The organism is Streptomyces sp. MMG1533 (genome assembly GCF_001279775.1).
Lineage (GTDB): Bacteria > Actinomycetota > Actinomycetes > Streptomycetales > Streptomycetaceae > Streptomyces.
In genome coordinates, this window is the sequence record NZ_LGDG01000246.1 from 1 (window position 1) to 23,599 (window position 23,599).

At 71.4% G+C, this 23,599-nt stretch carries 23 protein-coding genes; 4 read left to right on the top strand and 19 right to left on the bottom strand.

The window, feature by feature from the left end:
* The 8 genes from ADK57_RS34005 to rimP form a co-directional block, all read right to left on the bottom strand.
* Window positions 1–894: trypsin-like peptidase domain-containing protein (locus ADK57_RS34005; RefSeq protein ID WP_420711939.1), on the bottom strand; the 894-nt coding region annotated here is incomplete at its 3' end.
* Between the two features lie 283 nt (window positions 895–1,177).
* Window positions 1,178–2,083 carry a tRNA pseudouridine(55) synthase TruB gene (gene truB / locus ADK57_RS34010; protein ID WP_053753509.1) on the bottom strand — a complete coding sequence of 302 codons (906 nt, stop codon included), beginning with the start codon at window positions 2,081–2,083 and terminating at the stop codon, window positions 1,178–1,180.
* A complete protein-coding gene (gene rbfA / locus ADK57_RS34015) occupies window positions 2,080–2,532 on the bottom strand; it encodes a 30S ribosome-binding factor RbfA (protein ID WP_053753510.1) in 453 nt (150 codons plus the stop codon). The genes truB and rbfA overlap by 4 nt, the downstream gene beginning before the upstream one ends.
* Before the next feature lie 40 nt (window positions 2,533–2,572).
* Window positions 2,573–2,866, bottom strand: a complete 294-nt coding sequence (locus ADK57_RS34020; RefSeq protein ID WP_053753511.1) for a DUF503 domain-containing protein — start codon at window positions 2,864–2,866, stop codon at window positions 2,573–2,575.
* Between the two features lie 278 nt (window positions 2,867–3,144).
* A complete protein-coding gene (gene infB, locus ADK57_RS48155) occupies window positions 3,145–6,291 on the bottom strand; it encodes a translation initiation factor IF-2 (protein WP_078973498.1) in 3,147 nt (1,048 codons plus the stop codon).
* Between the two features lie 147 nt (window positions 6,292–6,438).
* Window positions 6,439–6,717, bottom strand: coding sequence for a YlxR family protein (locus tag ADK57_RS48160; RefSeq protein WP_078973499.1), 279 nt, complete (start codon window positions 6,715–6,717; stop codon window positions 6,439–6,441).
* Window positions 6,718–6,807: 90 nt separating this feature from the next.
* The gene (gene nusA / locus ADK57_RS34035) at window positions 6,808–7,794 is read right to left on the bottom strand and encodes a transcription termination factor NusA (protein WP_053753514.1); all 987 of its coding nucleotides are present in this window, start codon (window positions 7,792–7,794) and stop codon (window positions 6,808–6,810) included.
* A 2-nt stretch (window positions 7,795–7,796) separates the two neighbouring features.
* A complete protein-coding gene (gene rimP, locus ADK57_RS34040) occupies window positions 7,797–8,306 on the bottom strand; it encodes a ribosome maturation factor RimP (protein ID WP_053753515.1) in 510 nt (169 codons plus the stop codon).
* 204 nt (window positions 8,307–8,510) lie between these two features.
* Here rimP and ADK57_RS34045 point away from each other — a divergent pair, with 204 nt between their 5' ends.
* From ADK57_RS34045 to ADK57_RS34055, 3 genes are read left to right on the top strand one after another with little or no spacing between them, the layout of a single operon-like run.
* Window positions 8,511–9,065 carry a hypothetical protein gene (locus tag ADK57_RS34045; RefSeq protein ID WP_053753516.1) on the top strand — a complete coding sequence of 185 codons (555 nt, stop codon included), beginning with the start codon at window positions 8,511–8,513 and terminating at the stop codon, window positions 9,063–9,065.
* On the top strand, window positions 9,062–9,529 hold the full coding sequence (locus tag ADK57_RS34050; protein ID WP_053753517.1) for a ferritin-like domain-containing protein: 468 nt from the start codon (window positions 9,062–9,064) through the stop codon (window positions 9,527–9,529). Before ADK57_RS34045 ends, ADK57_RS34050 begins: the two co-directional genes overlap by 4 nt.
* A 27-nt stretch (window positions 9,530–9,556) precedes the next feature.
* Window positions 9,557–10,465: an aminoglycoside phosphotransferase family protein gene (locus tag ADK57_RS34055; protein WP_053753518.1), complete on the top strand. Its 909-nt coding sequence runs from the start codon at window positions 9,557–9,559 to the stop codon at window positions 10,463–10,465.
* Window positions 10,466–10,477: 12 nt separating this feature from the next.
* Here ADK57_RS34055 and ADK57_RS34060 read toward each other — a convergent pair whose 3' ends face one another.
* Genes ADK57_RS34060 through ADK57_RS34075 form a run of 4 tightly spaced genes read right to left on the bottom strand, consistent with a single transcriptional unit; the run spans window position 10,478 to window position 13,461 of the window.
* Window positions 10,478–10,696: a ferredoxin gene (locus ADK57_RS34060; RefSeq protein ID WP_053753519.1), complete on the bottom strand. Its 219-nt coding sequence runs from the start codon at window positions 10,694–10,696 to the stop codon at window positions 10,478–10,480.
* A complete protein-coding gene (locus tag ADK57_RS34065) occupies window positions 10,689–11,909 on the bottom strand; it encodes an NADH-ubiquinone oxidoreductase-F iron-sulfur binding region domain-containing protein (protein ID WP_078973503.1) in 1,221 nt (406 codons plus the stop codon). The genes ADK57_RS34060 and ADK57_RS34065 overlap by 8 nt, the downstream gene beginning before the upstream one ends.
* A 2-nt stretch (window positions 11,910–11,911) precedes the next feature.
* A complete protein-coding gene (locus ADK57_RS34070) occupies window positions 11,912–12,493 on the bottom strand; it encodes a ferric reductase-like transmembrane domain-containing protein (protein ID WP_053753521.1) in 582 nt (193 codons plus the stop codon).
* Window positions 12,490–13,461 carry an FAD:protein FMN transferase gene (locus ADK57_RS34075; RefSeq protein WP_053753522.1) on the bottom strand — a complete coding sequence of 324 codons (972 nt, stop codon included), beginning with the start codon at window positions 13,459–13,461 and terminating at the stop codon, window positions 12,490–12,492. Before ADK57_RS34075 ends, ADK57_RS34070 begins: the two co-directional genes overlap by 4 nt.
* Before the next feature lie 60 nt (window positions 13,462–13,521).
* Here ADK57_RS34075 and ADK57_RS34080 point away from each other — a divergent pair, with 60 nt between their 5' ends.
* Window positions 13,522–13,893, top strand: a complete 372-nt coding sequence (locus ADK57_RS34080) for a hypothetical protein (protein ID WP_234390494.1) — start codon at window positions 13,522–13,524, stop codon at window positions 13,891–13,893.
* Window positions 13,894–13,956: 63 nt separating this feature from the next.
* Here ADK57_RS34080 and ADK57_RS34085 read toward each other — a convergent pair whose 3' ends face one another.
* The 7 genes from ADK57_RS34085 to ADK57_RS34115 all read right to left on the bottom strand — a co-directional run bounded on the left by ADK57_RS34085 (window position 13,957) and on the right by ADK57_RS34115 (window position 23,324).
* Window positions 13,957–15,657 carry a proline--tRNA ligase gene (locus tag ADK57_RS34085; protein ID WP_053753523.1) on the bottom strand — a complete coding sequence of 567 codons (1,701 nt, stop codon included), beginning with the start codon at window positions 15,655–15,657 and terminating at the stop codon, window positions 13,957–13,959.
* Window positions 15,658–15,729: 72 nt separating this feature from the next.
* Window positions 15,730–16,260, bottom strand: coding sequence for a GNAT family N-acetyltransferase (locus tag ADK57_RS52305; RefSeq protein WP_053753524.1), 531 nt, complete (start codon window positions 16,258–16,260; stop codon window positions 15,730–15,732).
* 42 nt (window positions 16,261–16,302) lie between these two features.
* Window positions 16,303–17,151 carry a GNAT family N-acetyltransferase gene (locus ADK57_RS34095; RefSeq protein ID WP_053753525.1) on the bottom strand — a complete coding sequence of 283 codons (849 nt, stop codon included), beginning with the start codon at window positions 17,149–17,151 and terminating at the stop codon, window positions 16,303–16,305.
* 198 nt (window positions 17,152–17,349) lie between these two features.
* On the bottom strand, window positions 17,350–18,507 hold the full coding sequence (gene ispG / locus ADK57_RS34100; protein ID WP_053753526.1) for a flavodoxin-dependent (E)-4-hydroxy-3-methylbut-2-enyl-diphosphate synthase: 1,158 nt from the start codon (window positions 18,505–18,507) through the stop codon (window positions 17,350–17,352).
* Between the two features lie 203 nt (window positions 18,508–18,710).
* Window positions 18,711–20,003, bottom strand: a complete 1,293-nt coding sequence (locus ADK57_RS34105; RefSeq protein ID WP_107091709.1) for a M50 family metallopeptidase — start codon at window positions 20,001–20,003, stop codon at window positions 18,711–18,713.
* An 8-nt stretch (window positions 20,004–20,011) separates the two neighbouring features.
* Window positions 20,012–21,268 (bottom strand): 1-deoxy-D-xylulose-5-phosphate reductoisomerase, encoded by a 1,257-nt coding sequence (gene dxr / locus ADK57_RS34110; protein ID WP_053753528.1) that lies wholly within the window; start codon window positions 21,266–21,268, stop codon window positions 20,012–20,014.
* A gap of 124 nt (window positions 21,269–21,392) precedes the next feature.
* On the bottom strand, window positions 21,393–23,324 hold the full coding sequence (locus ADK57_RS34115) for an acyl-CoA dehydrogenase family protein (RefSeq protein ID WP_053753529.1): 1,932 nt from the start codon (window positions 23,322–23,324) through the stop codon (window positions 21,393–21,395).
* Between the last annotated feature and the right edge of the window lie 275 nt (window positions 23,325–23,599).

Sequence of the window (23,599 nt, forward strand, 5' to 3'; positions counted from 1 at the left end):
CCCCGCACCCGGCCAAGCCGCACCGGCCCCCACCTCACCCGACCCCGCTCCCGGACCGCCCGTCTCCCCCCGCCCCACATACCCCGCCAACACCCCGGTCGGCCCGTCCTGCGCCACAGAAGTCGCCGTAAGCTCCAGCACCCCGGCCAGATTGAGGTCGGCCCCGTACGCGGGCACGGTGGCCGCATTCACGGCAAGCAGTTCCGCGAGGGGACCGCTCGGCGCCGGTCGCAGTGGTACTGCGAAACCCTCATCCCGGTGGCCGCTCTGCAGCGCGGTGCCGAGGACGCCGACCACGGCGCCGGTCGCGGCGTCGAGAACCGGCCCTCCGGCGGCCCCGCCGCCCGGTCGCAGCGCGTCCCGGCCGGCCGTGCCGATCGCCAACTCCAGGGCGTCGCCGAGGAGATGGAAGCGGTCCGTGGCGGTGTACGTCACAGGGGTCGCGCCCAGGACGCGTGCCTCACGCCAGCAGCCGGCGGGGACCCACACGTATCTGCCGGTCTCGATCCGGTCCCGGACGGTGACGGGCAGTGGATCCACTCCGAGGCCCTCGGTGCGTACGAGGGCCAGGTCCAGGTCGGGCAGAAGGGTCACCGCGTCGGCGGTCACGACGCAGCTGCGGTCCCCGGCGGCGTGCAGGACGAGCCGGGGCAGGCCGTCGACGCTCTCGTGGCTGGTGACGACCGTGCCGTGGTGGTCGGCCATGAAGCCGGTGCCGCGGGGGCGGCCGTCGAGGTCGTGGACATGGACGAGTGAGTCGTCGCGGCCGCGGCTCTGTCCCGACTCCTCCGCCCCCGGGCGCAGCCGACCGCGCGCGTGGCCGGAGCCGTCGTCCTCCTGGACCGGCCGTGCGGTGTCGCGGGCGTCCCCGGTCCGCGGGCCCCGTCCCGCCATGGTCGAACCTCCCCGCCGTACACGTGCCTGTCCGCCGTACGCATGCACGTGGCTGATTCGACGGTAGGCGGGAGGTGATCAGCCGCACAGATCGCGCAGCGAACGCGCCCCCTTCCGCTCCCCCGCTTCACTCCGAGCGCCTGCCCGGTCGGGTGAATGGACGGGGGCCGCTGGATACACCCTAGGGGTGGGGGAACCGAGGGGGACCGTGGAGCGGCGGCAGCGACGACCCCGTGATCGCCGCTCCACGGGCGGACTCCGCGCCGTGCGCGGGTCGGCGGCCTCAGCCGAAGATGGCGAGGCTCTTGGCCTTGCCCTTGTGCTCCTCGACGAGCGCGAGGAACCGGCCCTCGGGGTCGAAGACGGCCACGGCACCGACGCCCGTGTACTCGCCGGGCATGTCGAGTCGTACACCGTTGGTGAGCAGCCGGGCCCGCCTGGCGTCCACGTTCCAGCGCGGGAACGCGGCCGTTGCGGCCTCGGCGATCGGCATCACGGTCAGCTCCTGCTGGAGCTGGTCGAGAGTGCGGGCGGAGTCCAGCTTGTACGGTCCGACGCGCGTCCGGCGCAGCGCCGTGAGGTGCCCGCCGACGCCCAGGTCGGCACCCAGGTCACGGGCCAGGGCCCGGATGTAGGTGCCGGACGAGCAGACCACCGACACCACCAGGTCCAGGACCGGGGTGCCGTCCTCGGCGACGGCGTCCCGGACGTCGTACACCGCGAAGGACGAGACGGTGACGGGCCGGGCGGGGATCTCGAACTCCTCGCCCTCCCGCGCCCGCTTGTAGGACCGCACACCGTTGATCTTGATGGCGCTGACCTTGGACGGCACCTGCATGATGTCGCCGGTCAGCTTGGCGATACCGGCGTCGACGGCGTCGCGGGTGACCTTCGAGGCGTCGGCCGACCCCGTGATCTCGCCCTCGGCGTCGTCGGTGAGCGTCGTCTGCCCGAGCCTGATGGTGCCCAGGTACTCCTTCTCGGTGAGCGCGAGGTGCCCGAGGAGCTTGGTCGCCTTCTCCACACCGAGGACGAGGACACCCGTCGCCATGGGGTCGAGGGTGCCGGCGTGGCCGACACGGCGGGTCCGGGCGATGCCGCGCATCTTGGCGACGACGTCGTGCGAAGTGAAGCCCGACGGCTTGTCGACGATGACAAGGCCGTCGGGCGTCCGGTTCTGCTGGGTCATTCGGCGGCGTCGTCCTCGTCCTCGTCCTCGCCCGGCTTCTTGTACGGGTCCGCCTCACCCGCGAAGGCCGCGCCGGCCGAGACCTCGCGCACCTTCGCGTCCGAGGCCCGTGCCTTGTCGAGCAGGTCCTCGATGGTCTTGGCGGTGTCCGGCAGCGCGTCGGCCACGAAGGTCAGCGTCGGCGTGAACTTCACGCCCGCCGCCGCGCCGACCGCGGAACGGAGCACGCCCTTGGCGCTCTCCAGACCGGCGGCCGCGGCCGCCCGCTCCTCGTCGTCCCCGTACACCGTGTAGAAGACGGTCGCCTCCCGCAGGTCACCCGTGACCCGGGTGTCCGTGATGGTGACGTGCGAGCCGAGCCGCGGGTCCTTGATCCCGCGCTGCAGCTTCTGGGCAACCACCTCTCGGATGAGGTCCGCCAGCCTCTTAGCCCGCGCGTTGTCGGCCACTGGTCGTCTCCCGTTCTTCCTGTTCCACGTTCAAAAAAATCTAGTCGTCGTCGCCGTGGAAGCGCCGTCGCACCGACAGCAGTTCCACCTCGGGGCGCCCGGCGACCAGGCGCTCGCACCGGTCCAGCACATCGGTCACGTGCTCCGCGTCGCCGGACACCAGCGCGAGGCCGATACCGGCCCTGCGGTGAAGGTCCATATGGTCCACCTCGGCCGCGCTCACCGCGTACTTGCGCTGCAGCTCGGCGACGATCGGGCGGACGACGGAGCGCTTCTCCTTCAGCGACCGTATGTCGCCGAGGAGGAGGTCGAAGGACAGCGTCCCCACATACATGTGTGTAACCGGTTCACCCGCCGGCACGGGATCGATGGCCCCGCCATCCAGTGGGCAGGGACATCAAGAACGGTACAACGAACGGGCAGGCTGATCGACGGGATTCTTACGCCCCCGCCGCCCCTGCCCGTCCCAGCCCCAGGGGCTCCGCCCCTTCGACCCCACCAGGGGGCTCCGCCCCCTGAACTCCCGCTCCTCAAACGCCGGAAGGGGCTGGATACGGCCGAAGCCGGCCGACGGGAACGTGTCCCGCCGGCCGGCAAAGGCACCGTCGGCTGTTACACCCGCGGCTTCTCGCGCATCTCGTACGTCGCGATGACGTCGTCGACCTTGATGTCGTTGAAGTTGCCGAGGTTGATACCGCCCTCGAACCCTTCGCGGATCTCGGTGACGTCGTCCTTGAAGCGGCGCAGACCGGAGATGGTGAGGCTCTCCGCGACCACCTTGCCGTCGCGGATGAGGCGCGCCTTGGTGTTGCGCTTGACCTCGCCCGACCGGACCAGGACACCGGCGATGTTGCCCAGCTTGGACGACTTGAAGACCTCGCGGATCTCCGCCGTACCGAGCTCGACCTCTTCGTACTCCGGCTTGAGCATGCCCTTGAGGGCCGCCTCGATCTCCTCGATCGCCTGGTAGATGACCGAGTAGTAACGGACGTCCACGCCTTCGCGCTCGGCCATCTGCGCGGCACGCCCTGCGGCGCGCACGTTGAAGCCGATCACGATGGCGTCCGAGCCCATCGCCAGGTCGATGTCCGACTCCGTGACCGCACCGACACCACGGTGCAGGACGCGGATGTCGACCTCTTCGCCGACGTCGAGCTGGAGCAGCGAGGACTCGAGAGCCTCCACCGAACCGGACGCGTCGCCCTTGATGATGAGGTTGAGTTCCTGCACCAGACCGGCCTTGAGGGCCTCGTCCAGGTTCTCCAGGGAGAACCGGACACCCCGGCGGGCGAAGTTGGCGTTCCGCTCACGAGCGGCACGCTTCTCGGCGATCTGGCGGGCCGTACGGTCCTCGTCGACGACGAGGAAGTTGTCGCCGGCGCCCGGGACATTGGTGAGACCGAGGACGAGGACCGGGGTCGACGGACCCGCCTCTTCCAGGTGGTCACCCTTGTCGTCGAGCATCGCGCGGACACGGCCGTACGCGTCGCCGACCACCATGGTGTCGCCGACCCGCAGGGTGCCTCGCTGGACCAGGACGGTCGCGACGGCACCACGGCCACGGTCGAGACGGGACTCGATCGCAATACCCTGCGCGTCCTGCTCCGGGTTGGCCCGCAGGTCGAGCGAGGCGTCCGCGGTGAGGACCACGGCCTCCAGCAGGCTCTCGATGTTGAGGCCCTGCTTGGCGGAGATGTCGACGAACATGGTGTCGCCGCCGTACTCCTCGGCCACGAGGCCGTACTCGGTCAGCTGACCGCGCACCTTGGTCGGGTCGGCACCCTCGACGTCGATCTTGTTGACCGCGACCACGATCGGCACGTCGGCCGCCTTGGCGTGGTTCAGCGCCTCGATCGTCTGGGGCATCACACCGTCGTTGGCCGCCACCACGAGGATCGCGATGTCGGTCGACTTGGCACCACGGGCACGCATGGCGGTGAACGCCTCGTGACCCGGGGTGTCGATGAAGGTGATCTTGCGCTCTTCGTCGTTGACCTGAGTCGTGACCTGGTACGCACCGATGTGCTGCGTGATACCGCCGGCCTCGCCCGCGACGACGTTCGTCTTGCGGATGGTGTCGAGGAGGCGGGTCTTACCGTGGTCGACGTGACCCATGACGGTCACGACCGGCGGACGCGCGACGAGGAACTCCTCGCCACCCTCGTCCTCGCCGAACTCGATGTCGAAGGACTCGAGCAGCTCGCGGTCCTCCTCCTCGGGGCTGACGATCTCGAGGACGAAGTTCATCTCGTCCGCGAGGAGCTTCAGCGTCTCGTCGGAGACGGACTGCGTGGCAGTGACCATCTCGCCGAGGTTCATCATCACGCCGACGAGCGACGCCGGGTTGGCGCCGATCTTCTCGGCGAAGTCGGTGAGGGAGGCACCGCGCGACAGGCGGACGGACTGTCCGTTGCCGCGAGGCAGCATCACGCCGCCGACCGACGGGGCCTGCATGGCCTCGTACTCCTGGCGCCTCTGCCGCTTCGACTTGCGACCACGACGCGCGGGACCGCCGGGACGACCGAAGGCGCCCTGCGTGCCACCACGACCGCCCGGACCACCGGGACGACCGCCGAAGCCGGGACGACCGCCGCCGCCACCACCGGGACCACCCGGACGACCGGCGAAACCGCCGCCACCGCCACCGGGACCACCGGGACGACCGGCGAAACCGCCGCCGCCACCACCGGGACCGGCGGGACGACCGGCGAAGCCGCCGCCACCCGGACGACCGCCGCCACCGCCACCGGGACGACCGCCGCCACCGGGACCGCGGCCGCCGGGGCCACCGCCGCCGGGACGCGGGCCGGCAGCAGGACGCTGCGGCATCATGCCGGGGTTCGGACGCGCACCGCCGGGGCCGCCGCCGGGACGGGGACCGCCGCCCTGCGGGCGGGGCATGCCACCCGGGCTGGGACGCCCGCCGGGAGCCTGCGGACGGGGACCGCCCGCCGCGCCCTGGGGACGGGGACCGCCCTGGCCCTGGCCCTGCGGACGCGGAGCGCCGCCGGGGGCACCGGGGCCACCAGGACCGCCGGGCCGCGGGGCACCGCCCGGACGGGGCGCCTGCGGGCGCGCCATGCCGGTGGAGCCACCAGAGGTGAACGGGTTGTTGCCCGGACGGGGACCGGCCGGACGGGCACCGGGACGCGCTCCCTGGCCACCCTGACGCGGAGCGCCGGGACGGTCGCCGCGGTCGGGACGGTCACCGCGACCCTGGCCACCCTGGCCCGGACCGGCCGGACGGGAGCCCGGACGCGGGGCCTGGCCGGCCGGACGCGGGGCGCCCGGACGGGGGCCGGAGCCGGTGCCGGTACCGGCGCCGGAGGAGGCGGCCGGGGCGGCGGGAGCCGCCGGCGGTGCCGTGAACTCGGGCGTCGTCGGAGCCGGGGACGCCGGGGCGGGCCGCGGCGCGGGCTTCGGGCCCGGGGTGGGACGGGGGCCGGAAGAGGCCGGCGCGGCGGGAGCCGCGGGCTTCTCGGCGGCCGGCTTGGGAGCCGGCGGGCGCGGGGCTGCCGGACGGGCGGCCTGCGCGGGAGAGGGGGCTGCCGGCCTGGCCGGAGCAGCCTTGCGTGCGGAAGCGGGCTTGCCGCCTCCGCTGCCCTGCTGGAGGGCATCTGTCAGCTTGCGTACGACGGGCGCCTCGATCGTCGAGGAAGCCGAACGGACAAATTCACCGAGTTCTTGGAGCTTGGCCATGACGACCTTGCTCTCAACCCCGAACTCCTTGGCGAGTTCGTATACCCGGACCTTAGCCACTTCGCTCCTTTTAGGTCCGGGTTGTGTCCGGACCGTCGCTACTTCATGGGCGTACTCATCGCGTGCTCATCGAGTGCTCATCGCAATCTCGACCTACTTCCAACTCGCGGGGTACCAGGGCCGCACGGGGGTTCCGCACGACGCTTCTTACGGTGTTGCCTGCTCGACGTAGAGGCGCAACGCCTTCGTGTCGAGCGGTCCCGGGGCTCGCAACGCCCGTGGGAAAGCCCGACGGCGTACCGCCAGGTCGAAACAGACCAGGGCGGGATGCACATACGCACCCCGGCCGGGCAGCGTACCGCGATCATCGGGGACGCATTCGCCCTCGATCGCCACGATCCGCAGCAAGTCCTTCTTGGCCGCTCGCTCCCGGCACCCCACACAGGTGCGTTCAGGGCATGCGCGGGCTCGCGTCCGGCCAGACACTCTTAAGTCTACCTCCCCGCACCGACCTCACCCCTTCGGGGCAAGAATCGAACGGTTGTTGTCGTGATCTCAGCCACCTGCGGCTTGGATCTATTCCCCGGGCTGTTCGGTGTCCGGACGGATGTCGATCCGCCAGCCGGTCAGGCGGGCGGCAAGACGGGCATTCTGCCCCTCCTTGCCGATCGCCAGGGACAGCTGGTAATCGGGCACCGTCACGCGTGCGGAGCGGGCCGCCATGTCGACGACCTCCACCTTGGAGACGCGGGCCGGGGACAGGGCGTTCGCCACCATCTCGGCCGGGTCGTCCGACCAGTCGACGATGTCGATCTTCTCGCCGTTCAGCTCACCCATCACGTTGCGCACCCGGCCGCCCATGGGGCCGATGCAGGCGCCCTTGGCGTTCAGGCCCGAACGGGTGGACCGTACGGCGATCTTCGTGCGGTGGCCGGCCTCGCGGGCGATGGCGGCGATCTCGACCGATCCGTCGGCGATCTCCGGCACCTCGAGGGCGAAGAGCTTCTTCACCAGATTGGGATGTGTGCGGGAGAGGGTCACGGACGGACCACGGACACCCTTTGCCACTCGTACGACGTACGACCGAAGGCGCATCCCGTGCGGATACGTCTCACCGGGGACCTGCTCCTGCACCGGCAGGATGGCCTCCAGCTTGCCGATGTCGACGAGCACGTTCTTCGGGTCGCGGCCCTGCTGGACCACGCCGGTGACGATGTCGCCCTCACGCCCCGCGTACTCGCCGAGCGTCGCGTCGTCCTGGGCGTCGCGCAGGCGCTGCAGGATGACCTGCTTGGCGGTGGTGGCGGCGATACGGCCGAAACCGGTCGGGGTGTCGTCGAACTCGCGGGCCTCCTGGCCCTCGTCGAGGTCCTCGGGGTCCTCCTTCGCCCACACCGTCACGTGGCCGCTCTCGCGGTTGAGCTCCACGCGCGCGTGGCGGCGGCTTCCCTCGGTGCGGTGGTAGGCGATGAGGAGGGCCGATTCGATCGCCTCGACCAGCAGGTCGAAGGAGATCTCCTTCTCCCGCACCAAGCCCCGCAGGGCACTCATGTCGATGTCCATGGCTACGCCTCCTCCTCTTCCTTCATGTCCTTCTTGTCCTTGCGATTGAACTCGACCTGGACGCGGGCCCTGTCGATGTCTCCGAAGGCGAGTCTGCGGGTGGTGGCCTTGCGGCCCTTCACACCGGGCACTTCGAGGTCGAGGCCCTCGTCGTCGGCCCCGAGGATCCTGGCGACCAGTTCGTCGCCGTCGGTCAGCTGGAACTTCACCAACCGGTCGACGGCGCGTACGTAGTGCCGGTGTTCCTTGAGGAGACGTTCCGCCCCGGGGGTTCCGACCTCGAGGGTGTACTCGCCCTGGCCCATCGCGTCCGTCTCGTCGAGCTTCGCCGAGAGCTCGCGGCTCACATCGGCGATCTGGTCGAGGTCGGCGCCGGTGTCGGAGTCGACGACCACGCGCAGCACACGCTTGCGTCCGACCGAGTCCACAGCGATCTCTTCGAGATCCAGGCCCTGGGAGCTGACGAGCGGTTCCAGAAGTTCTCGCAGCCTCTCGCTCTGGGTGGTGCTCATCCGGGTGACTCCTCGGCCGCGTGTGCTGTTGTGGGTAGGGCGCGTGTCTGGTCAAAGGGTATCCGGTCCAGGGGTGTGTTGCCGTCCACCTGCGCGGGGCCGGTGCCGCTGAGTGGTGCCCGGCCGGTGCGCGGGTACCGTGATCACCGGCGGGGCCGCCCTTCGCGCCCGCGTGTTCGTACGAGCTCCCCGAGGACGTCTGCCGTGCCGTACCCTCCACCGCCGCGCACCCCGTCGGGGCCGCGCAGAAGAACCCTGCTCGCCTCGGCCGCCGGGGCCGTCCTGCTGGTGGGCTGCTCCGCCGGGTCGGAGGACTCCGACGGCGGGACGGGCGGCAGTCCGTCGGTCGTCGAGCGGGCACGCGCGCGTGCGGCAGGCGAGAGTACGGATCTGGTGGCGCGGTACGACGCCGTCATCGCCGTACATCCCGCGCTGGCGGAGCGGCTGGGACCGCTGCGGGCGGAGGCCGTGCGGCATGCGGAGGCGTTCGGGGGCGTCGGGAAGGCGTCGCCGTCCGTGTCGCCGTCCATGTCTCCGTCCGTGTCGGCCTCCCCGCCCTCCGCCTCGGCCGCGCCGTCCCCCGCCGTCCCCGCGAACGAGCAGGACGCCCTCGCCGGCCTCGCCGCCGCCGAGCGCACCCTCGCGGACCGGCGGGCGAAGGCACTGCTCGATCTGCCGGGCGAGCCGGCGCGGCTGCTGGCCTCGGTCGCCGCGGCCGGGGCGGCGCACGCGTATCTGCTGACGGAGGGTGCGAAGTGAAGCAACGGGAACTGGAGGCCCTCCAGGCGGCGCTGGCCGCCGAGCACGCGGCGGTGTACGGCTACGGGGTCGTCGGCGGCCGGATCAGCGAGGGCCGTCGTACGGAGGCGAAGGCGGCCTACGACGCCCACCGGGCCCGGCGTGACGCGCTGACGCGCGAGGTGCGGGACCAGGGCGGCACGCCGGTGGCCGCGGCGGCGGCGTACGCGCTGCCCTTCCCGGTGCCGGACTCGGCCTCGGCCGTACGGCTCGCCGCCGAACTGGAGGACCGGGTGGCCGGGGTCTACTCCGACCTGGTGCGGGCGGCCGGGGACGAGCGGCGGGGCACGGCGGCCGAGGCGCTGCGGGAGGCGGCGGTGCGGGCGGTGCGCTGGCGCGGCGAGAGCGTAGCCTTCCCTGGGCTCGCCGAGCGGGCCCAGGCGGCGTCGGCATCGGGCTCGGCGTCGGCGACGCCGACCGCGTAACGCGTACGGGAAGGGAACGGCTCGCGCATGGCTTTCGAACCGCCGCAGCGTCTGGTGAGGGCGCTCGGTGAGACGGCACCGGACGGTGACGACTGGTTGGAGAAGCTGCCCGCGGCGGCCCGACAGGCCGTCGCGCTACGCGAGTTGAGCGTCGAGCGGGTGCAGATGCCCGGTGGGCGCAGCAGCCTGGTGGTGCTGGTGCGGCGGCCGGACGGGACGCCCGCCGTACTCAAGCTGGCCCCGCCCCGGGCCCGCCCCGAGGCTGAGCGGGCCGCACTCGTGCACTGGGCCGGTCGGGGCGCCGTGCAGCTGCTCGAACCTTTCACGGCGGAGGGTGTGCTGCTCCTGGAGCGGCTGCATCCGGACGTGTCGGTGCGGTCGCTGCCGGAGGCGAAGGCACTGCTGGAGGCTGCCGGGACGTTGCGGCGGCTGTGGCTGGAGCCACCCGCCGACGAGCACGCGCACGTCTTCGAGACGGTGGCCGAGCGGACCGGCCGACAGGCCGAGGCGATGCGGGCGAGCGCCGGCGCCGACGCCGAGGTGGCGGCCCTGGTGGACGCGGCGCTCGCGGCCCGCGAGGAGCTGCTGGCCGCGCCGCCCGAACACCGGCTGCTGCACGGCACGTTCCGGCAGAGCAAGGTGCTCGCCGGTGAGCGGACGCCGTGGCTGGCCGTGGGGCCGGACCCGGTGGTCGGCGAGTGCGCCTTCGATCTGGCGCGGCTCGTGCGGGACCGGGTGGAGGATCTGATCGCCTCGCCCTCGGGGGCTGCGACGACCCGGCGCCGGGTGAAGCGGCTCGCGGAGTCGCTGGACGTGGACCAGGAACGGCTGCGGGGCTGGACGTTGTTCCGGGCGGTGGAGTCGGGGGTGCGGGCCCTTCGGGTGGGGCGGCCGAAGGATGCGGAGTTGTTGTTGGAGTTTGCCGGATGGCTTTGAGCCCCGCGCCCCTCAGAAAGCCGCACTCGCCGTCAGTTTGAGGGCCAGGGCCGGGCAGTCGGCGGCCGCTCTGCGGGCGCGTTTGACCGTTCTCGCGGGGACGGGCCGCCCATCGATCAGCGGGTAGCCCCACTCGTCGAGCGTGATGTGTTCGGGGAGGATCTCCGCGCACAGGCCGTGGCCCTCGCAGGCGGTCCAGTCGATGTCGATGCGCTGCGCGGTGTCAGGCATGTCGGCTCTCCTCGTGCGGTACGGGCAGCAGGGGCGTGGCGTCGGTCGCGGTGCACAACCCGTGTGCGTGGGCGTCGAGTTCGGCGGCGAAGGTGGTCAGCGCGCTGCGGACCAGGCGGACCGTGCCGTCGGGGTGGTGGCAGGCGCCGCGGCCCTCGACCAGGCCGGACCAGCGGGCGAGGTCGTCGCGGGTGGTGCCCTGGGGCCCGGGTGCGGCCAGGGTCCGGAAGGCGGCGGCGATACGGGGCAGGCCGTTGAGACAGGGGCCGCACTGGCCGGCCGACTGGAGGGCCAGGTAGCGCAGGACGCGGGCGGTCTCGGCGAGGCCGCAGCGGTCGGCGGGGAGCGCGGCGAGGACGCCCGCGCCCAGGAAGCCGGCGTCCAGGCGGAGCTCCGCGGCCTCGGCGGCCGGGATCCAGGTGCCGTGGTAGCCGCCGACCAGGACGGCGGACATGCCGTCGAGGGGCAGCAGTCGGCCTAGCGGCATGCCGAACGGGGCTTCCACGACCCGGACTTCACGTCCCGGCACGTGGACGGTGCACAGGGCGCTGCCCGGCTGGGCCGGGGTCCCGGCGGAGCGGAACCAGTCGGCGCCGTAGCGGGCGATCAGCCCGAGGTGGGCCAGGGTCTCCACGTTCTGTACGAGGGTGGGGGCCCGGTGCACCCCGCGTTCGCGGACCGGCGGGTCCTGGTGCGCGGGCAGGGCGGCGCCGCCGCCGACGTACCGGGCGAGGGCCGAGGACTGTCCGGAAAGGAACCTCTTGGGGAGGCGTACGACCCGCACGGCGACGGGGTCGTCGCGCCGCGCGAGGGCGGACTCCAGGTAGGACGCGCCGTCCTCCACGGCCAGGTGGGCCTCGTCGGCGCCCACCGCCGCGGCGGCCACCTGGATCCCGTCCAGGACGAGGTGGGGCGACAGCCGCAGCAGCGTCTTGTCCTTGCAGCTCGCCGGCTCGCCCTCCGCTCCGTTGGCGACGACCACGGGCGTGCGTCCGGTCCGGCGGCCCGCCTCGGCGACCGACGCCAGCTTGCGGTACACGGGGAACGCGGCTCCGCCCCGCCCGGTGAGGCCGGACTCGGCGACCGTACGCAGGAGGGCGACGGGATCGCCGTACGGCAGGGGGCCGTAGCGCTGCTCGTGGGTGGGGAGGTCGGCCGGGGCGCCGCCCGGGGCGAGCAGCCGGGGGGACATGTAGACGTCCGGGAAGGTCATGGTCACGGTCGGGCTCCTTCGGCCGTGCGGAGAAGGGCGGCGGGAGTGCGGCGCCCGGCGCGGGCAAAGTGCGCGACGCGGATGCCGAAGGCGGCGACCACGGCGGCCACGCAGGCGACGGTCAGCCAGGTCATCCAGTCGGTGCCGGTGTCCGTCCCGATGCCGATGCCGTGGATCAGGGCGACGGGCCAGGAGGCGTAGGCCAGCCAGTGCACGGCCCGCCAGACGCGGTGCCCGATGCGTTCCCGCAGGAGGCTGGTGACCACGACCGCGAGCATCAGGTCGAGGGCGACCGTGCCGAGGCCGAGCCAGAGGGGCTGGTAGTCGGAGACGAAGGGGACGAGGGCGTCGAGGACGGTGATGTCGACGTAGCCGTCGACGATCGCGGTCGTGATGTGGAGGGCCAGGAAGGCGGTCGCGGAGAGGGAGAGGGTGCGGTGGAGACTCATCGTGCCGAAGCGGGGCAGGCCCGGGATCCGGCCGCGCAGCCGTACGGCGATCCCGAGCAGGACGACCAGGGTGAAGAGGACGAGGCAGACGGCGCCGGTGGCGCGGTTGGCGTACCAGAGGGTCTCGGAGGTCATGCTGCTGCCTCCACGGGGACCGGGGTGGGCCAGCCGGGAGTCGTCACGACGGTCCCGTTCTGCGCGACCAGCCTCGCCGGGAGGCCGCGCCCGGTGAGCCAGCGTTCCGCGCCCGCGCCCTTGACCAGGGCGGCCGTGGTCGCCGCGTTGGCGTCGGCACAGGTGGCCGCGGCGACCGAGACCGTGCGCCACGGGGTGCGGACCGGCAGGCCGGTGCCGGGGTCGACGATGTGGTGGAGTTCGTGGCCGTCCCGCTGCCAGCGGCGGGCCGCCGTGCCGGAGGTGGCGAGGCCGCCGCCGTGGAGGCCTACCGTGGCGTACGAGCCCTGCGTCGGCGTCTCCTCCACGGGGCCGGTGACGTCCTGGACGCGGATCTGCCAGCCGCCCGCCGGGGCCTCGCCCGCGACGGCAGTGTCGCCGCCGAGGCTGACCAGGACCCCGCAGCCCGCGGCGCGGGCCAGCATGGCCGCGGCCCTGTCTGCGGCCCAGGCCTTGGCGGTGGCGCCGAGGTCGAGGCGGACGCCCATCGGGACGGTGACCGTGTCGGTCGCGCGGTCCAGCCGCACCTGGCGCCAGCCGGGCGCCCGCCTGACGTTCAGCCGGACCGGGCGGTCGTCCTCCTGGACGAGGGTGAAGTCGCGGTCGTAGCCGATCGCGGCCATCGCCGAGCCGACCGTCGGGTCGACCGCCCCGTCCGTCGCCTCGGCGGCGCCCAGGGCGACCGCGAGGGCCTCGGCGAGCAGCGGGCTGACCCGGACCGGGCGGCCCTGCGCACTGTCGAGCGCGACCAGCTCGGAGTCCGTACGGAAGCGGCTGCACGCCGCGTCGACCTCGGCGAGGTGCCGGGCCAGGAGCAGGTTGCAGGAGTCCAGGAGGGCCGGGTCGGTGACCACGAGACGGACGGTCGTACCGAGAGCACGCCAGTCCGTGGCGGCCGTGGTGCGCGGGGCGGTGGCGGTGGCCGTCATGACGCCCCCGAGGTGGAGTCGGCGGAGCCGCTGCCGGAGGTGAGGCCGGAGGAGGAGTCCGTGGAGGAGCTGCTCGACGACGAGTCGTCCGACGAGGACGAGGTGCCTGCCGAGGACGACGAATCCGTATCACCGCTGCTCGAACTCGACGACGAGGACGAGGACGAGGAAGCGGAAGAGGACGTCGAGGGCGTGGTGCCGCTCGCCGTCGTGCTCGCATCCGCCTGCATCGTGCCGACCAGGGCGAACACCCCCGCCGCAGCCGCGAGCGTGACCGCCGCCGCGGCGGCCGCCGTGCGTCGGGTCCCTCTGCGGACCAGCGCTGCGGCGCCCCGCTCCCTGCCTCTGCCTGTCATGGCCGTACCCCTCCGTAGCCGTGGTGACGTTGTGTCACCCACTACGGTCGGGTACGGCCCTGAGAGAAGTCTGTGAGGCACCCATACGGCCCCACAGAACTCCCTGAGAGGTGCCTTTAAATCACAAGGCGCCTTTGCGTCACGCCGTCAGGCGCGCGATCGCCTCCTCGACCGTCAGCTCCTCGCGCTCACCGGTCCGGCGGTCCTTCAGCTCCAGCACACCCTCGGCGGCCCGCCGGCCGGCCACCAGGATCTGCGGTACGCCCATCAGCTCCGAGTCCGTGAACTTCACGCCCGGCGAGACCCCGGCGCGGTCGTCCACCAGGACGCGGAGACCGGCCGCCGCCAGCTTCCCGGAGACGTCCAGGGCGAGTTCGGTCTGGAGGGCCTTGCCCGCGGCGACGACGTGCACGTCGGCCGGGGCGACCTCCTTGGGCCAGCACAGGCCCTTGTCGTCGGCGGTCTGCTCGGCGAGGGCGGCGACCGCGCGGGAGACGCCGATGCCGTAGGAGCCCATGGTCACGCGGACCGGCTTGCCGTTCTGGCCGAGGACGTCGAGCTTGAGGGCGTCGGCGTACTTGCGGCCGAGCTGGAAGATGTGGCCGATCTCGATGGCGCGGTCCAGCTTGAGGCCGGTGCCGCACTTCGGGCAGGGGTCGCCCTCCTGGACGACCACGACGTCGACGTACTCCCCGACCTCGAAGTCGCGGCCCACGACGACGTTCTTCGCGTGCGTGTGCTCCTTGTTGGCGCCCGTGATCCACGCGGTGCCCGGGGCCACACGCGGGTCGGCGATGTACTTGACCTTCTCCAGGCCCTGCGGCCCGACGTACCCGCGGACCAGGTCCGGACGGCCCACGAAGTCCGCCTCGGTGACCATCTCGACGGAGGCCGGGGCGAAGTGCGCCTCGACCTTGCCCAGGTCGACCTCACGGTCGCCGGGCACTCCGACGGCCACGATCTCTCCGTCGACCTTCACCAGCAGGTTCTTCAGGGTGGCGGAGGCCGGGACGCCGAGGGAGGCGGCGAGGGTCTCGATGGTCGGGGTGTCGGGGGTGGGGATCTCCTCGGCGGCCGGGACATCAGAGCCGTCCACCGTCCTCAGCTCGTACGCGATCGCCTCGGTGTTGGCCGCGAAGTCGCAGTTCGGGCAGTCCGCGAAGGTGTCCTCGCCGGCGCCTGCCGGAGCGAGGAACTCCTCCGACTTCGAACCGCCCATCGCGCCCGCGGTGGCGGCGCAGATCCGGTAGTCGAGGCCGAGACGCTCGAAGACCTTCCGGTAGGCCTGGCGGTGCAGGGCGTAGGACCGGGCGAGGCCCTCGTCCTCGGTGTCGAAGGAGTAGGAGTCCTTCATCAGGAACTCGCGGCCGCGCAGGATGCCGGCGCGGGGGCGGGCCTCGTCGCGGAACTTGGTCTGGATCTGGTAGAGGATGACCGGCAGGTCCTTGTAGGAGGACGCCTGGTCCTTCACGATCAGCGTGAAGATCTCCTCGTGGGTCGGGCCGAGGAGGTAGTCGCCGCCCTTGCGGTCCTTCAGGCGGAACAGCTCCGGTCCGTACTCGTCCCAGCGGCCCGTCGCCTCGTACGGCTCACGCGGCAGCAGCGCGGGGAGCAGCACCTCCTGGGCGCCGATGGCGTCCATCTCCTCGCGGACGATCCGCTCCACGTTGGCGAGGACCTTCTTGCCGAGCGGCAGCCAGGTCCACACGCCGGCCGCGGTACGGCGGACGTACCCGGCACGGACGAGCAGCTTGTGACTGAGGACCTCGGCGTCCGCCGGGTCATCGCGCAGCGTCTTGGCCATCAACTGGGACATGCGCTGGACCGGTGCGTTCGCCATGGTTGTCGTACTCCTGCTGCGTAAGGGTGATGGCAGGAGGTTAGCCGGGGGGTGCGGGACGGTGGAAATCGGTTAGCGGCGGCGCAGGGGCAACGGGGCACCCATCACGGCGTACGGCTTCGGCGCGCTGGGGAACAGGACCTGGCGGGCCAGGTCCTGGTAGCCGAGGGAGTGGTAGAGGCCGCGGGCCGGGCTGTCCTGGTCGATCGCGGAGAGGATCGAACGCGGTTCGGTGGCGGTTTCGGTGATCGTGGTGATCAGGGCGCGGCCGATGCCACGGTTCTGGTGGTGCGGGTGGACGTGCAGCTCGGTGATCACGAAGGAGTTGTCGAGCCAGTCGTCGCAGTGCCGTGCCCGGAGGTACGGCTCCACGACGGTCGACCACCAGTGGGTGCGGTCGTTGGGCATGCCGTAGACGAACCCGACGAGGCGGCCATGGGTGGTGGCGCCGAAGGATCTCGCACCCGGGTAGTTCATGTGGCGCAGGACGATCTGGCGGCGTACGGCGACCTCGTCGGGGCCCAGTCCGAAGGCCAGAGCCTGGACGGCCAGGGCCTCGTCCACGTGCGATGACAGGTCCAAGAGGCCGATGACGAGGTCCATGTCGGGGAGCCTACAGGGGGGTTTCGGTGGAGGTGGGGCCGGTCAGAACAGGACACTCATGAACTCGCCCACCTCTTGGAAGCCCACCCGCCGGTATGTCCGCCTCGCCGCCGTGTTGAAGTCGTTCACGTACAGGCTCACCACCGGGGCCACGTCCGCCAGCGCGTAGCGCAGTACCGCCGCCATGCCCGGAGCCGCCAGGCCCCTCCCCCGGTACTCGGGGGCGACCCACACGCCCTGGATCTGGCAGGCGCGGTCGGTCGCGGCGCCGATCTCGGCCTTGAAGAGGACCCTGCCGTCGGCGTCGAGACGGGCGAAGGAGCGGCCGGAGCCGACGAGTTCGGCGACCCGGGCCTGGTACAACAGCCCGCCGTCCCCCGCCATCGGCGAGACGCCGACCTCCTCGGTGAACATCGCCACGCACGCCGGCATGATCGTCTCCATCTCGTCCTTGCGGATGCGACGGACGTAGGGATCCGGGGCGATCGTGGTGGACAGGCGGTCGGTGACCATGAGGGGCTGGTGGGCGCGGACCTCGCGGGCCGGACCCCAGCTCGGCTCCAGCAACCGCCAGAGCAGGGAGGTGGGTTCGGCCGGGCCGACGACGGAGGAGCAGCGGCGGCCGGCCCTGCGGGCGCGGTCCGCGAAGGCATGGACGGCCCTCGGGGTCGCGCAGATCGGGACCAGGTTGGCGCCCGCGTAGCACAGGGACGTGAGCATGCCGTCCTCGTACCAGCCCCACATCTCGCCGCCGAGCCGCCACGGGTCGAGACCCGCGACCTGCACCCGGGACGTCACGAAGGCGTTCGCGACCGGCTCACGGTCGAGGACGGCGAGCGCGGCATCCAGGTCGCTCGGTTCGAGGACCCGGGAAGTGGTCTGGGTCAACACGGGGCGGGGCCTCACACTGGGGTCTGCTGATCTCCGCACTGTACCTGCGGAAGCTGAGCGGCGTCGCCCTGTGTTCGGTGCCGCTCGCTTGTCGGTGACCGTCGGCCGCAGCCCCGTCCCTGGGGGCTGAGGCCCCTAAGCCCCCCCGCTTCGGCCCCTGAACGGACCTCGCCCTCAACGGGCGGACGGGCTGAGGCGTCAGCCCGCGACCGAGATCGACGGCTCGCCCGACGCCACCCCGTCCGCCTCCATCTGTTCGGCCAGCTTCATGGCCTCTTCGATGAGGGTCTCGACGATCTTCGATTCGGGGACGGTCTTGATGACCTCGCCCTTGACGAAGATCTGGCCCTTGCCGTTGCCGGAGGCGACGCCGAGGTCGGCCTCGCGGGCCTCGCCCGGGCCGTTGACGACGCAGCCCATGACCGCGACGCGGAGCGGGACCTCCATGCCGGTGAGACCGGCGGTGACTTCCTCGGCCAGCTTGTAGACGTCGACCTGGGCGCGGCCACAGGACGGACAGGAGACGATCTCCAGGCCGCGCTGCTTCAGGTTCAGCGACTCCAGGATCTGGATGCCGACCTTGACCTCCTCGGCGGGGGGAGCGCTCAACGACACCCGGATCGTGTCGCCGATGCCCTGGCTGAGCAGCGCGCCGAAGGCCACCGCCGACTTGATCGTGCCCTGGAAGGCGGGACCGGCCTCGGTGACGCCGAGGTGCAGCGGGTAGTCGCACTGGGCGGCGAGCTGGCGGTACGCCTCGACCATGACGACCGGGTCGTTGTGCTTGACGGAGATCTTGATGTCCCGGAAGTCGTGCTCCTCGAAGAGGGACGCCTCCCACAGGGCGGACTCCGCCAGCGCCTCGGGGGTCGCCTTGCCGTACTTCTGGAGCAGACGCCGGTCCAGCGAGCCCGCGTTCACACCGATACGGATCGGGGTGCCGTGGTCCTTCGCCGCCTTGGCGATCTCCTTGACCTTGTCGTCGAACTGCTTGATGTTGCCGGGGTTCACCCGGACCGCGGCGCAGCCGGCCTCGATGGCCGCGAAGACGTACTTGGGCTGGAAGTGGATGTCGGCGATGACCGGGATCTGCGACTTGCGGGCGATGGTCGCGAGGGCGTCGGCGTCGTCCTGGGTCGGGCAGGCCACGCGGACGATCTGGCAGCCGGAGGCGGTGAGCTCGGCGATCTGCTGGAGCGTGGCGCCGATGTCGGACGTACGGGTCGTGGTCATCGACTGCACGGACACCGGGGCGTCACCGCCGACCGCCACGGTTCCGACCTGGATCTGGCGGCTCTTCCGGCGCTCGGCGAGCCTGGTCGGAACGGACGGCATGCCGAGAGAAATCGCAGTCATCTGCTGTGCAACCCCAAGTCGTGGATCAAGGTCCAGGTCCCGTCAGCGGCGGGCTCCAGGCTTCGAGATTACGGCACGTGCCCGGGCGCGAGCACTCCCCCACCTCGAACCACTCGGCGGGAGGGACCCCCATCGGCCCTGACCCCACCCGATGGAAGGCGGCCCGGCATCGAGGATGCCGGGCCGCCGCGAACACCTCGTGACTAGGAGATTCTCACGGGGTTAACCACGTCCGCGATGAGGACCAGGATCGTGAAACAGATGAAGATCCCCGCCACCACATAGGCGACCGGCATCAGCTTCGCCACGTCGAACGGGCCCGGGTCCGGCCGGCGCAGGACCTTTGCCGCGTTGCGGCGCAGGGACTCCCACAGCGCCCCCGCGATGTGGCCGCCGTCCAGGGGCAGCAGCGGGAGCATGTTGAAGAGGAAGAGCGAGAGGTTGAAGCCCGCCACCAGCATCAACGCCATCGCCAGCTGCTGGGTGGGCGGGATGTCCAGGGTGAAGATCTCGCCGCCTACGCGGGCCGCGCCCACCACGCCCATCGGGGAGTCCGGTTCGCGCGGGCCGTCGCCGAAGGCGGCGTCCCACAGGGCGGGGATCTTGCTCGGGATGGCGGCGAGGGAGTCGACGGCGTCGCCGACGCGGTCGCCCATCCAGGTCACGGAGTCGCCGAAGTCCTGCTTGACGATGCCGGTGGCGGCGCTGAAGCCGAGGAAGCCGGCGGTGACGTACTCGCCCTGGACGTACTGGCCGCTGGAGTCCTTCTTGGCGACCTGGTTGGAGGCGATCTTCGCGTGCAGGGTGAGTTCCTCGCCCTTGCGGTCGACGACGATCGCCACCTCCTTGTCGGGGTTGGCGCGGATCAGGTCGGAGAGCCGGTTCCAGTCGTCGGTCCGCACGCCGGCGAAGGAGACGATCTTGTCGCCCGCCTTGAGGCCGGCGGCCGCGGCCGGGGAGGCCGGGTCGGACTTCTTGCAGTCGTCGCGGTTCTGGCTCTGGGCGATGACGCACTGGGAGACCGAGCTGACCGTGTTGGTCTGCTGGGAGATGCCGAAGCCCATGAGGACGGTGAGGAACAGTGCCACCGCGAGGATCAGGTTCATGAACGGGCCCGCGAACATCACGATGACCCGTTTCCAGGGCTTGCGGGTGTAGAAGAGGCGGCTCTCGTCACCGGGGCGGAGTTCCTCGAAGGCCGCCGAGCGGGCGTCCTCGATCATGCCGCGCCAGGGCGAGGTGGAGCGGGCCTCCAGGCGGCCGTCCGGGCCGGGCGGGAACATGCCGATCATGCGGATGTAGCCGCCGAACGGGATGGCCTTGATGCCGTACTCGGTGTCGCCCTTCCTGCGGGAGAAGACCGTCGGGCCGAAGCCGACCATGTACTGCGGCACACGGATGCCGAAGAGCTTGGCGGTGGACAGGTGCCCCAGCTCGTGCCAGGCGATCGACACCAGCAGGCCCACGGCGAAGACCACTATGCCGAGGATGAACATCAGGGTCGTCATGCACGGGCCTCCGCCGTCTGTGCCGCCAGTTGCCGGGCCCGGGTCCGTGCCCAGGTCTCCGCTTCGAGGACGTCCGCGACGGTGAGCGAGGTTCCCGTGGGCGGGGTGCCGTGCTCGTCCACCACCCGGGTCACCGTCTCCATGATCCCGTCGAACGGCAGCGCGCCGGCCCGGAAGGCCTCCACGCACTCCTCGTTGGCGGCATTGAACACCGCCGGGGCCGTGCCCGCGAGCTCGCCCACGTGGCGCGCCAGGTTGACCGAGGGGAACGCGTCGTTGTCGAGCGGGAAGAACTCCCAGGTCGACGCCTTGCTCCAGTCGAAGGCGGGCGCCGCGTCGGGGACGCGTTCGGGCCAGCCGAGGCCGATGGCGATCGGCCCGCGCATGTCGGGGGGCGTCGCCTGCGCGATCGTGGATCCGTCCGTGAACTCAACCATCGAGTGGACATACGACTGCGGATGCACGACCACCTCAATGCGATCGAAGGGAATGTCGTAGAGGAGGTGTGCCTCGATGACCTCCAGGCCCTTGTTGACGAGGGTCGCGGAGTTGATCGTGATCACCGGGCCCATGGCCCAGGTGGGGTGTGCGAGGGCGTCCTCGACCGACACCTGCGCCAGCTCGGCCTTCGTGCGGCCCCGGAAGGGGCCCCCTGAGGCGGTGACGACGAGCTTGCGTACGTCGGCTCTCGTGCCGGACGCCAGGGCCTGGAACAGTGCCGCGTGCTCGGAGTCGACCGGGATGATCTGCCCGGGCTTGGCGAGGGCCTTGACCAGCGGGCCGCCCACGATGAGCGACTCCTTGTTGGCGAGCGCGAGCGTGCGGCCCGCCTCCAGGGCGGCGAGGGTCGGGGTCAGGCCGATGGAGCCGGTGATGCCGTTCAGGACGGTGTGGCAGTCGGAGGCGGCGAGCCGGGTGGCCGCGTCGGGGCCGGCGAGGATCTCGGGGAGCGGCTCGCCGGTGCCGTACTGGGCGCCGAGCGCTTCGCGCAGCGCCGGTACGGCGTCCTCGCGGGCGACCGCGACGGTCCGCACCCGGAGCTGATGGGCCTGCTCGGCGAGGAGGGCGATCCGGCCGCCGTTGGCGGAGAGGCCGGTGACCCGGAACCGGTCGGGGTTGCGGAGCACGAGGTCGATCGCCTGGGTGCCGATCGAGCCGGTCGAGCCGAGGATCACCACGTCCTTCGGCCCGTCGCCCGCGACCGGGTCGTAGACGAGGTGCGGGTCGGCGAGGGGGGATGGACTGTCGCTCATCCCCCCATTGTGGCCGTAAGGACGGTGTGTGAGGACAGGGAGTCCCCCTCGTCTCCCCCGCATGGGGGCCAAGGGGGGCGAGGGGGACTCCCTGTCCGGTCGTGGGTCGGGGCAGCGGACCGGGTCAGCGGACCGGGCGGTGCACGTTCTCCTTCTTGCTCGGGCCCGGTGTCGCGTCCGCGATCCACGGGCCTTCGCCGGACGGGTCGACGACGCCCTGCTCCAGCCACTCGTACGTGCCCGAGAGCACGCCCTTGACGACCTTGCGGTCGAGGTCGTCGGTGTTGGTCCACAGGCGGCCGAAGAGCTCCTCGACGCGGATGCGGGACTGTCGGCAGAAGACGTCGGCGAGTTGGTAGGCCTCGCGGCCGTGGTCCTCGGTGCTGCGCAGGAGTTCGGCGCGTACGCAGGCCGCGCTCATCGCGAACAGCTCGGCGCCGATGTCGACGATCCGGCCCAGGAAGCCCTGCTTGGTCTCCATCCGGCCCTGCCAGCGGGACATGGCGTAGAAGGTGGAGCGGGCGAGTTTGCGGGCGGTGCGTTCGACGTAGCGCAGGTGCGGGGAGAGGTCGACCTCTCGCTTGAACTCGTTGTAGGAGTTCGGGAGTTGACCAGGCCCCGCGACCAGCTTGGGCAGCCACTTGGCGTAGAAGACGCCGGCCTGGGCGCCCGCCTTCGCCTTGTCGGACAGGGACTTCTCGGGATCGATCAGGTCGCCCGCGACCGACAGGTGGGCGTCGACGGCCTCGCGGGCGATCAGCAGATGCATGATCTCGGTGGAGCCCTCGAAGATGCGGTTGATACGGAGGTCGCGCAGGATCTGTTCGGCAGGGACCGCGCGTTCGCCGCGGGCCGCTAGCGACTGAGCGGTCTCGAAGCCCCGGCCGCCCCTGATCTGGACCAGTTCGTCGGCCATCAGGCAGGCCATCTCGGAGCCGTAGAGCTTGGCGAGGGCCGCCTCGATGCGGATGTCGTTGCGGTCCTCGTCCGCCATCTGGGACGACAGGTCCAGTACGGCCTCCAGTGCGAAGGTGGTCGCCGCGATGAAGCTGATCTTCGAGCCGACCGCCTCGTGGAAGGCCACCGGCTTGCCCCACTGCTCGCGGGCCGCCGACCACTCGCGGGCGATCTTCAGGCACCACTTTCCGGCGCCGACACACATGGCGGGCAGCGAGAGGCGGCCGGTGTTGAGGGTGGTGAGGGCGATCTTGAGGCCGGCACCCTCCGGGCCGATGCGGTTGGCGGCGGGGACGCGCACCTGGTGGAAGCGGGTGACGCCGTTCTCCAGGCCGCGCAGGCCCATGAAGGCGTTGCGGTTCTCGACCGTGATGCCCTCGGAGGCGGCTTCGACGACGAACGCCGTGATGCCGCCCTTGTGGCCCTCGGACTTGGGCACGCGGGCCATGACCACGAGCAGGTCGGCGACCACGCCGTTGGTCGTCCAGAGCTTGACCCCGTCGAGGACGTAGTCGTCGCCGTCCGGGACGGCGGACGTGGCCAGGCGGGCGGGGTCGGAGCCGACGTCCGGTTCCGTCAGCAGGAACGCCGAGATGTCCGTGCGGGCGAGGCGGGGCAGGAAGGTGTCCTTCTGCTCCTTGGTGCCGAAAATCTTCAGTGGCTGCGGTACGCCGATCGACTGATGGGCGGACAGCAGGGCGCCGAGCGCCGGGTTCGCGGAGCCGACCAGGGCGAGGGCCTTGTTGTAGTACACCTGCGTGAGGCCGAGGCCGCCGTACTTGGTGTCGATCTTCATGCCGAGGGCGCCGAGCTCCTTGAGCCCGTTGATCGTCTCGTCGGGGATCTGCGCCTCGCGCTCGATCCGCGCCGAGTCGATCTTCGTCTCGCAGAAGTCGCGCAACTTGGCGAGGAACTCCTCGCCACGCTGGGCGTCCTCGTCGGGCGGCATCGGGTGGGGATGGATGAGGTCGAGCCGGAAGCGGCCGAGGAACAGTTCCTTGGCGAAGCTGGGCTTGCGCCAGTCCTGTTCCCGGGCGGCCTCCGCCACCTGGCGTGCTTCACGCTCGGTGACGGTGGGTTGGGTGGGTGCTGCGGACATTGAGGCTCACCTCGCCGCGAATCGGGATCTTGGGTCCGTTACGTTACCGACCGGTGCTACTGGATCGTATGTACCCGATAGCGGGCGCGCCCACCACCCCTCGCGCTCCGTCCACCTGTGGGCCGTGCGTAGTTTCCCTGCCCTTTTCTGTCACATATCGTGGCGGTTGCGTGAAAACCCTCTGGCAACTTCTTCACCAGATTTCTGTGAATTCCTCGAAAACTCCAGTCAACCAACACAGATGTGTCCTAAGTTCTTCGATCACTTGGGCACGT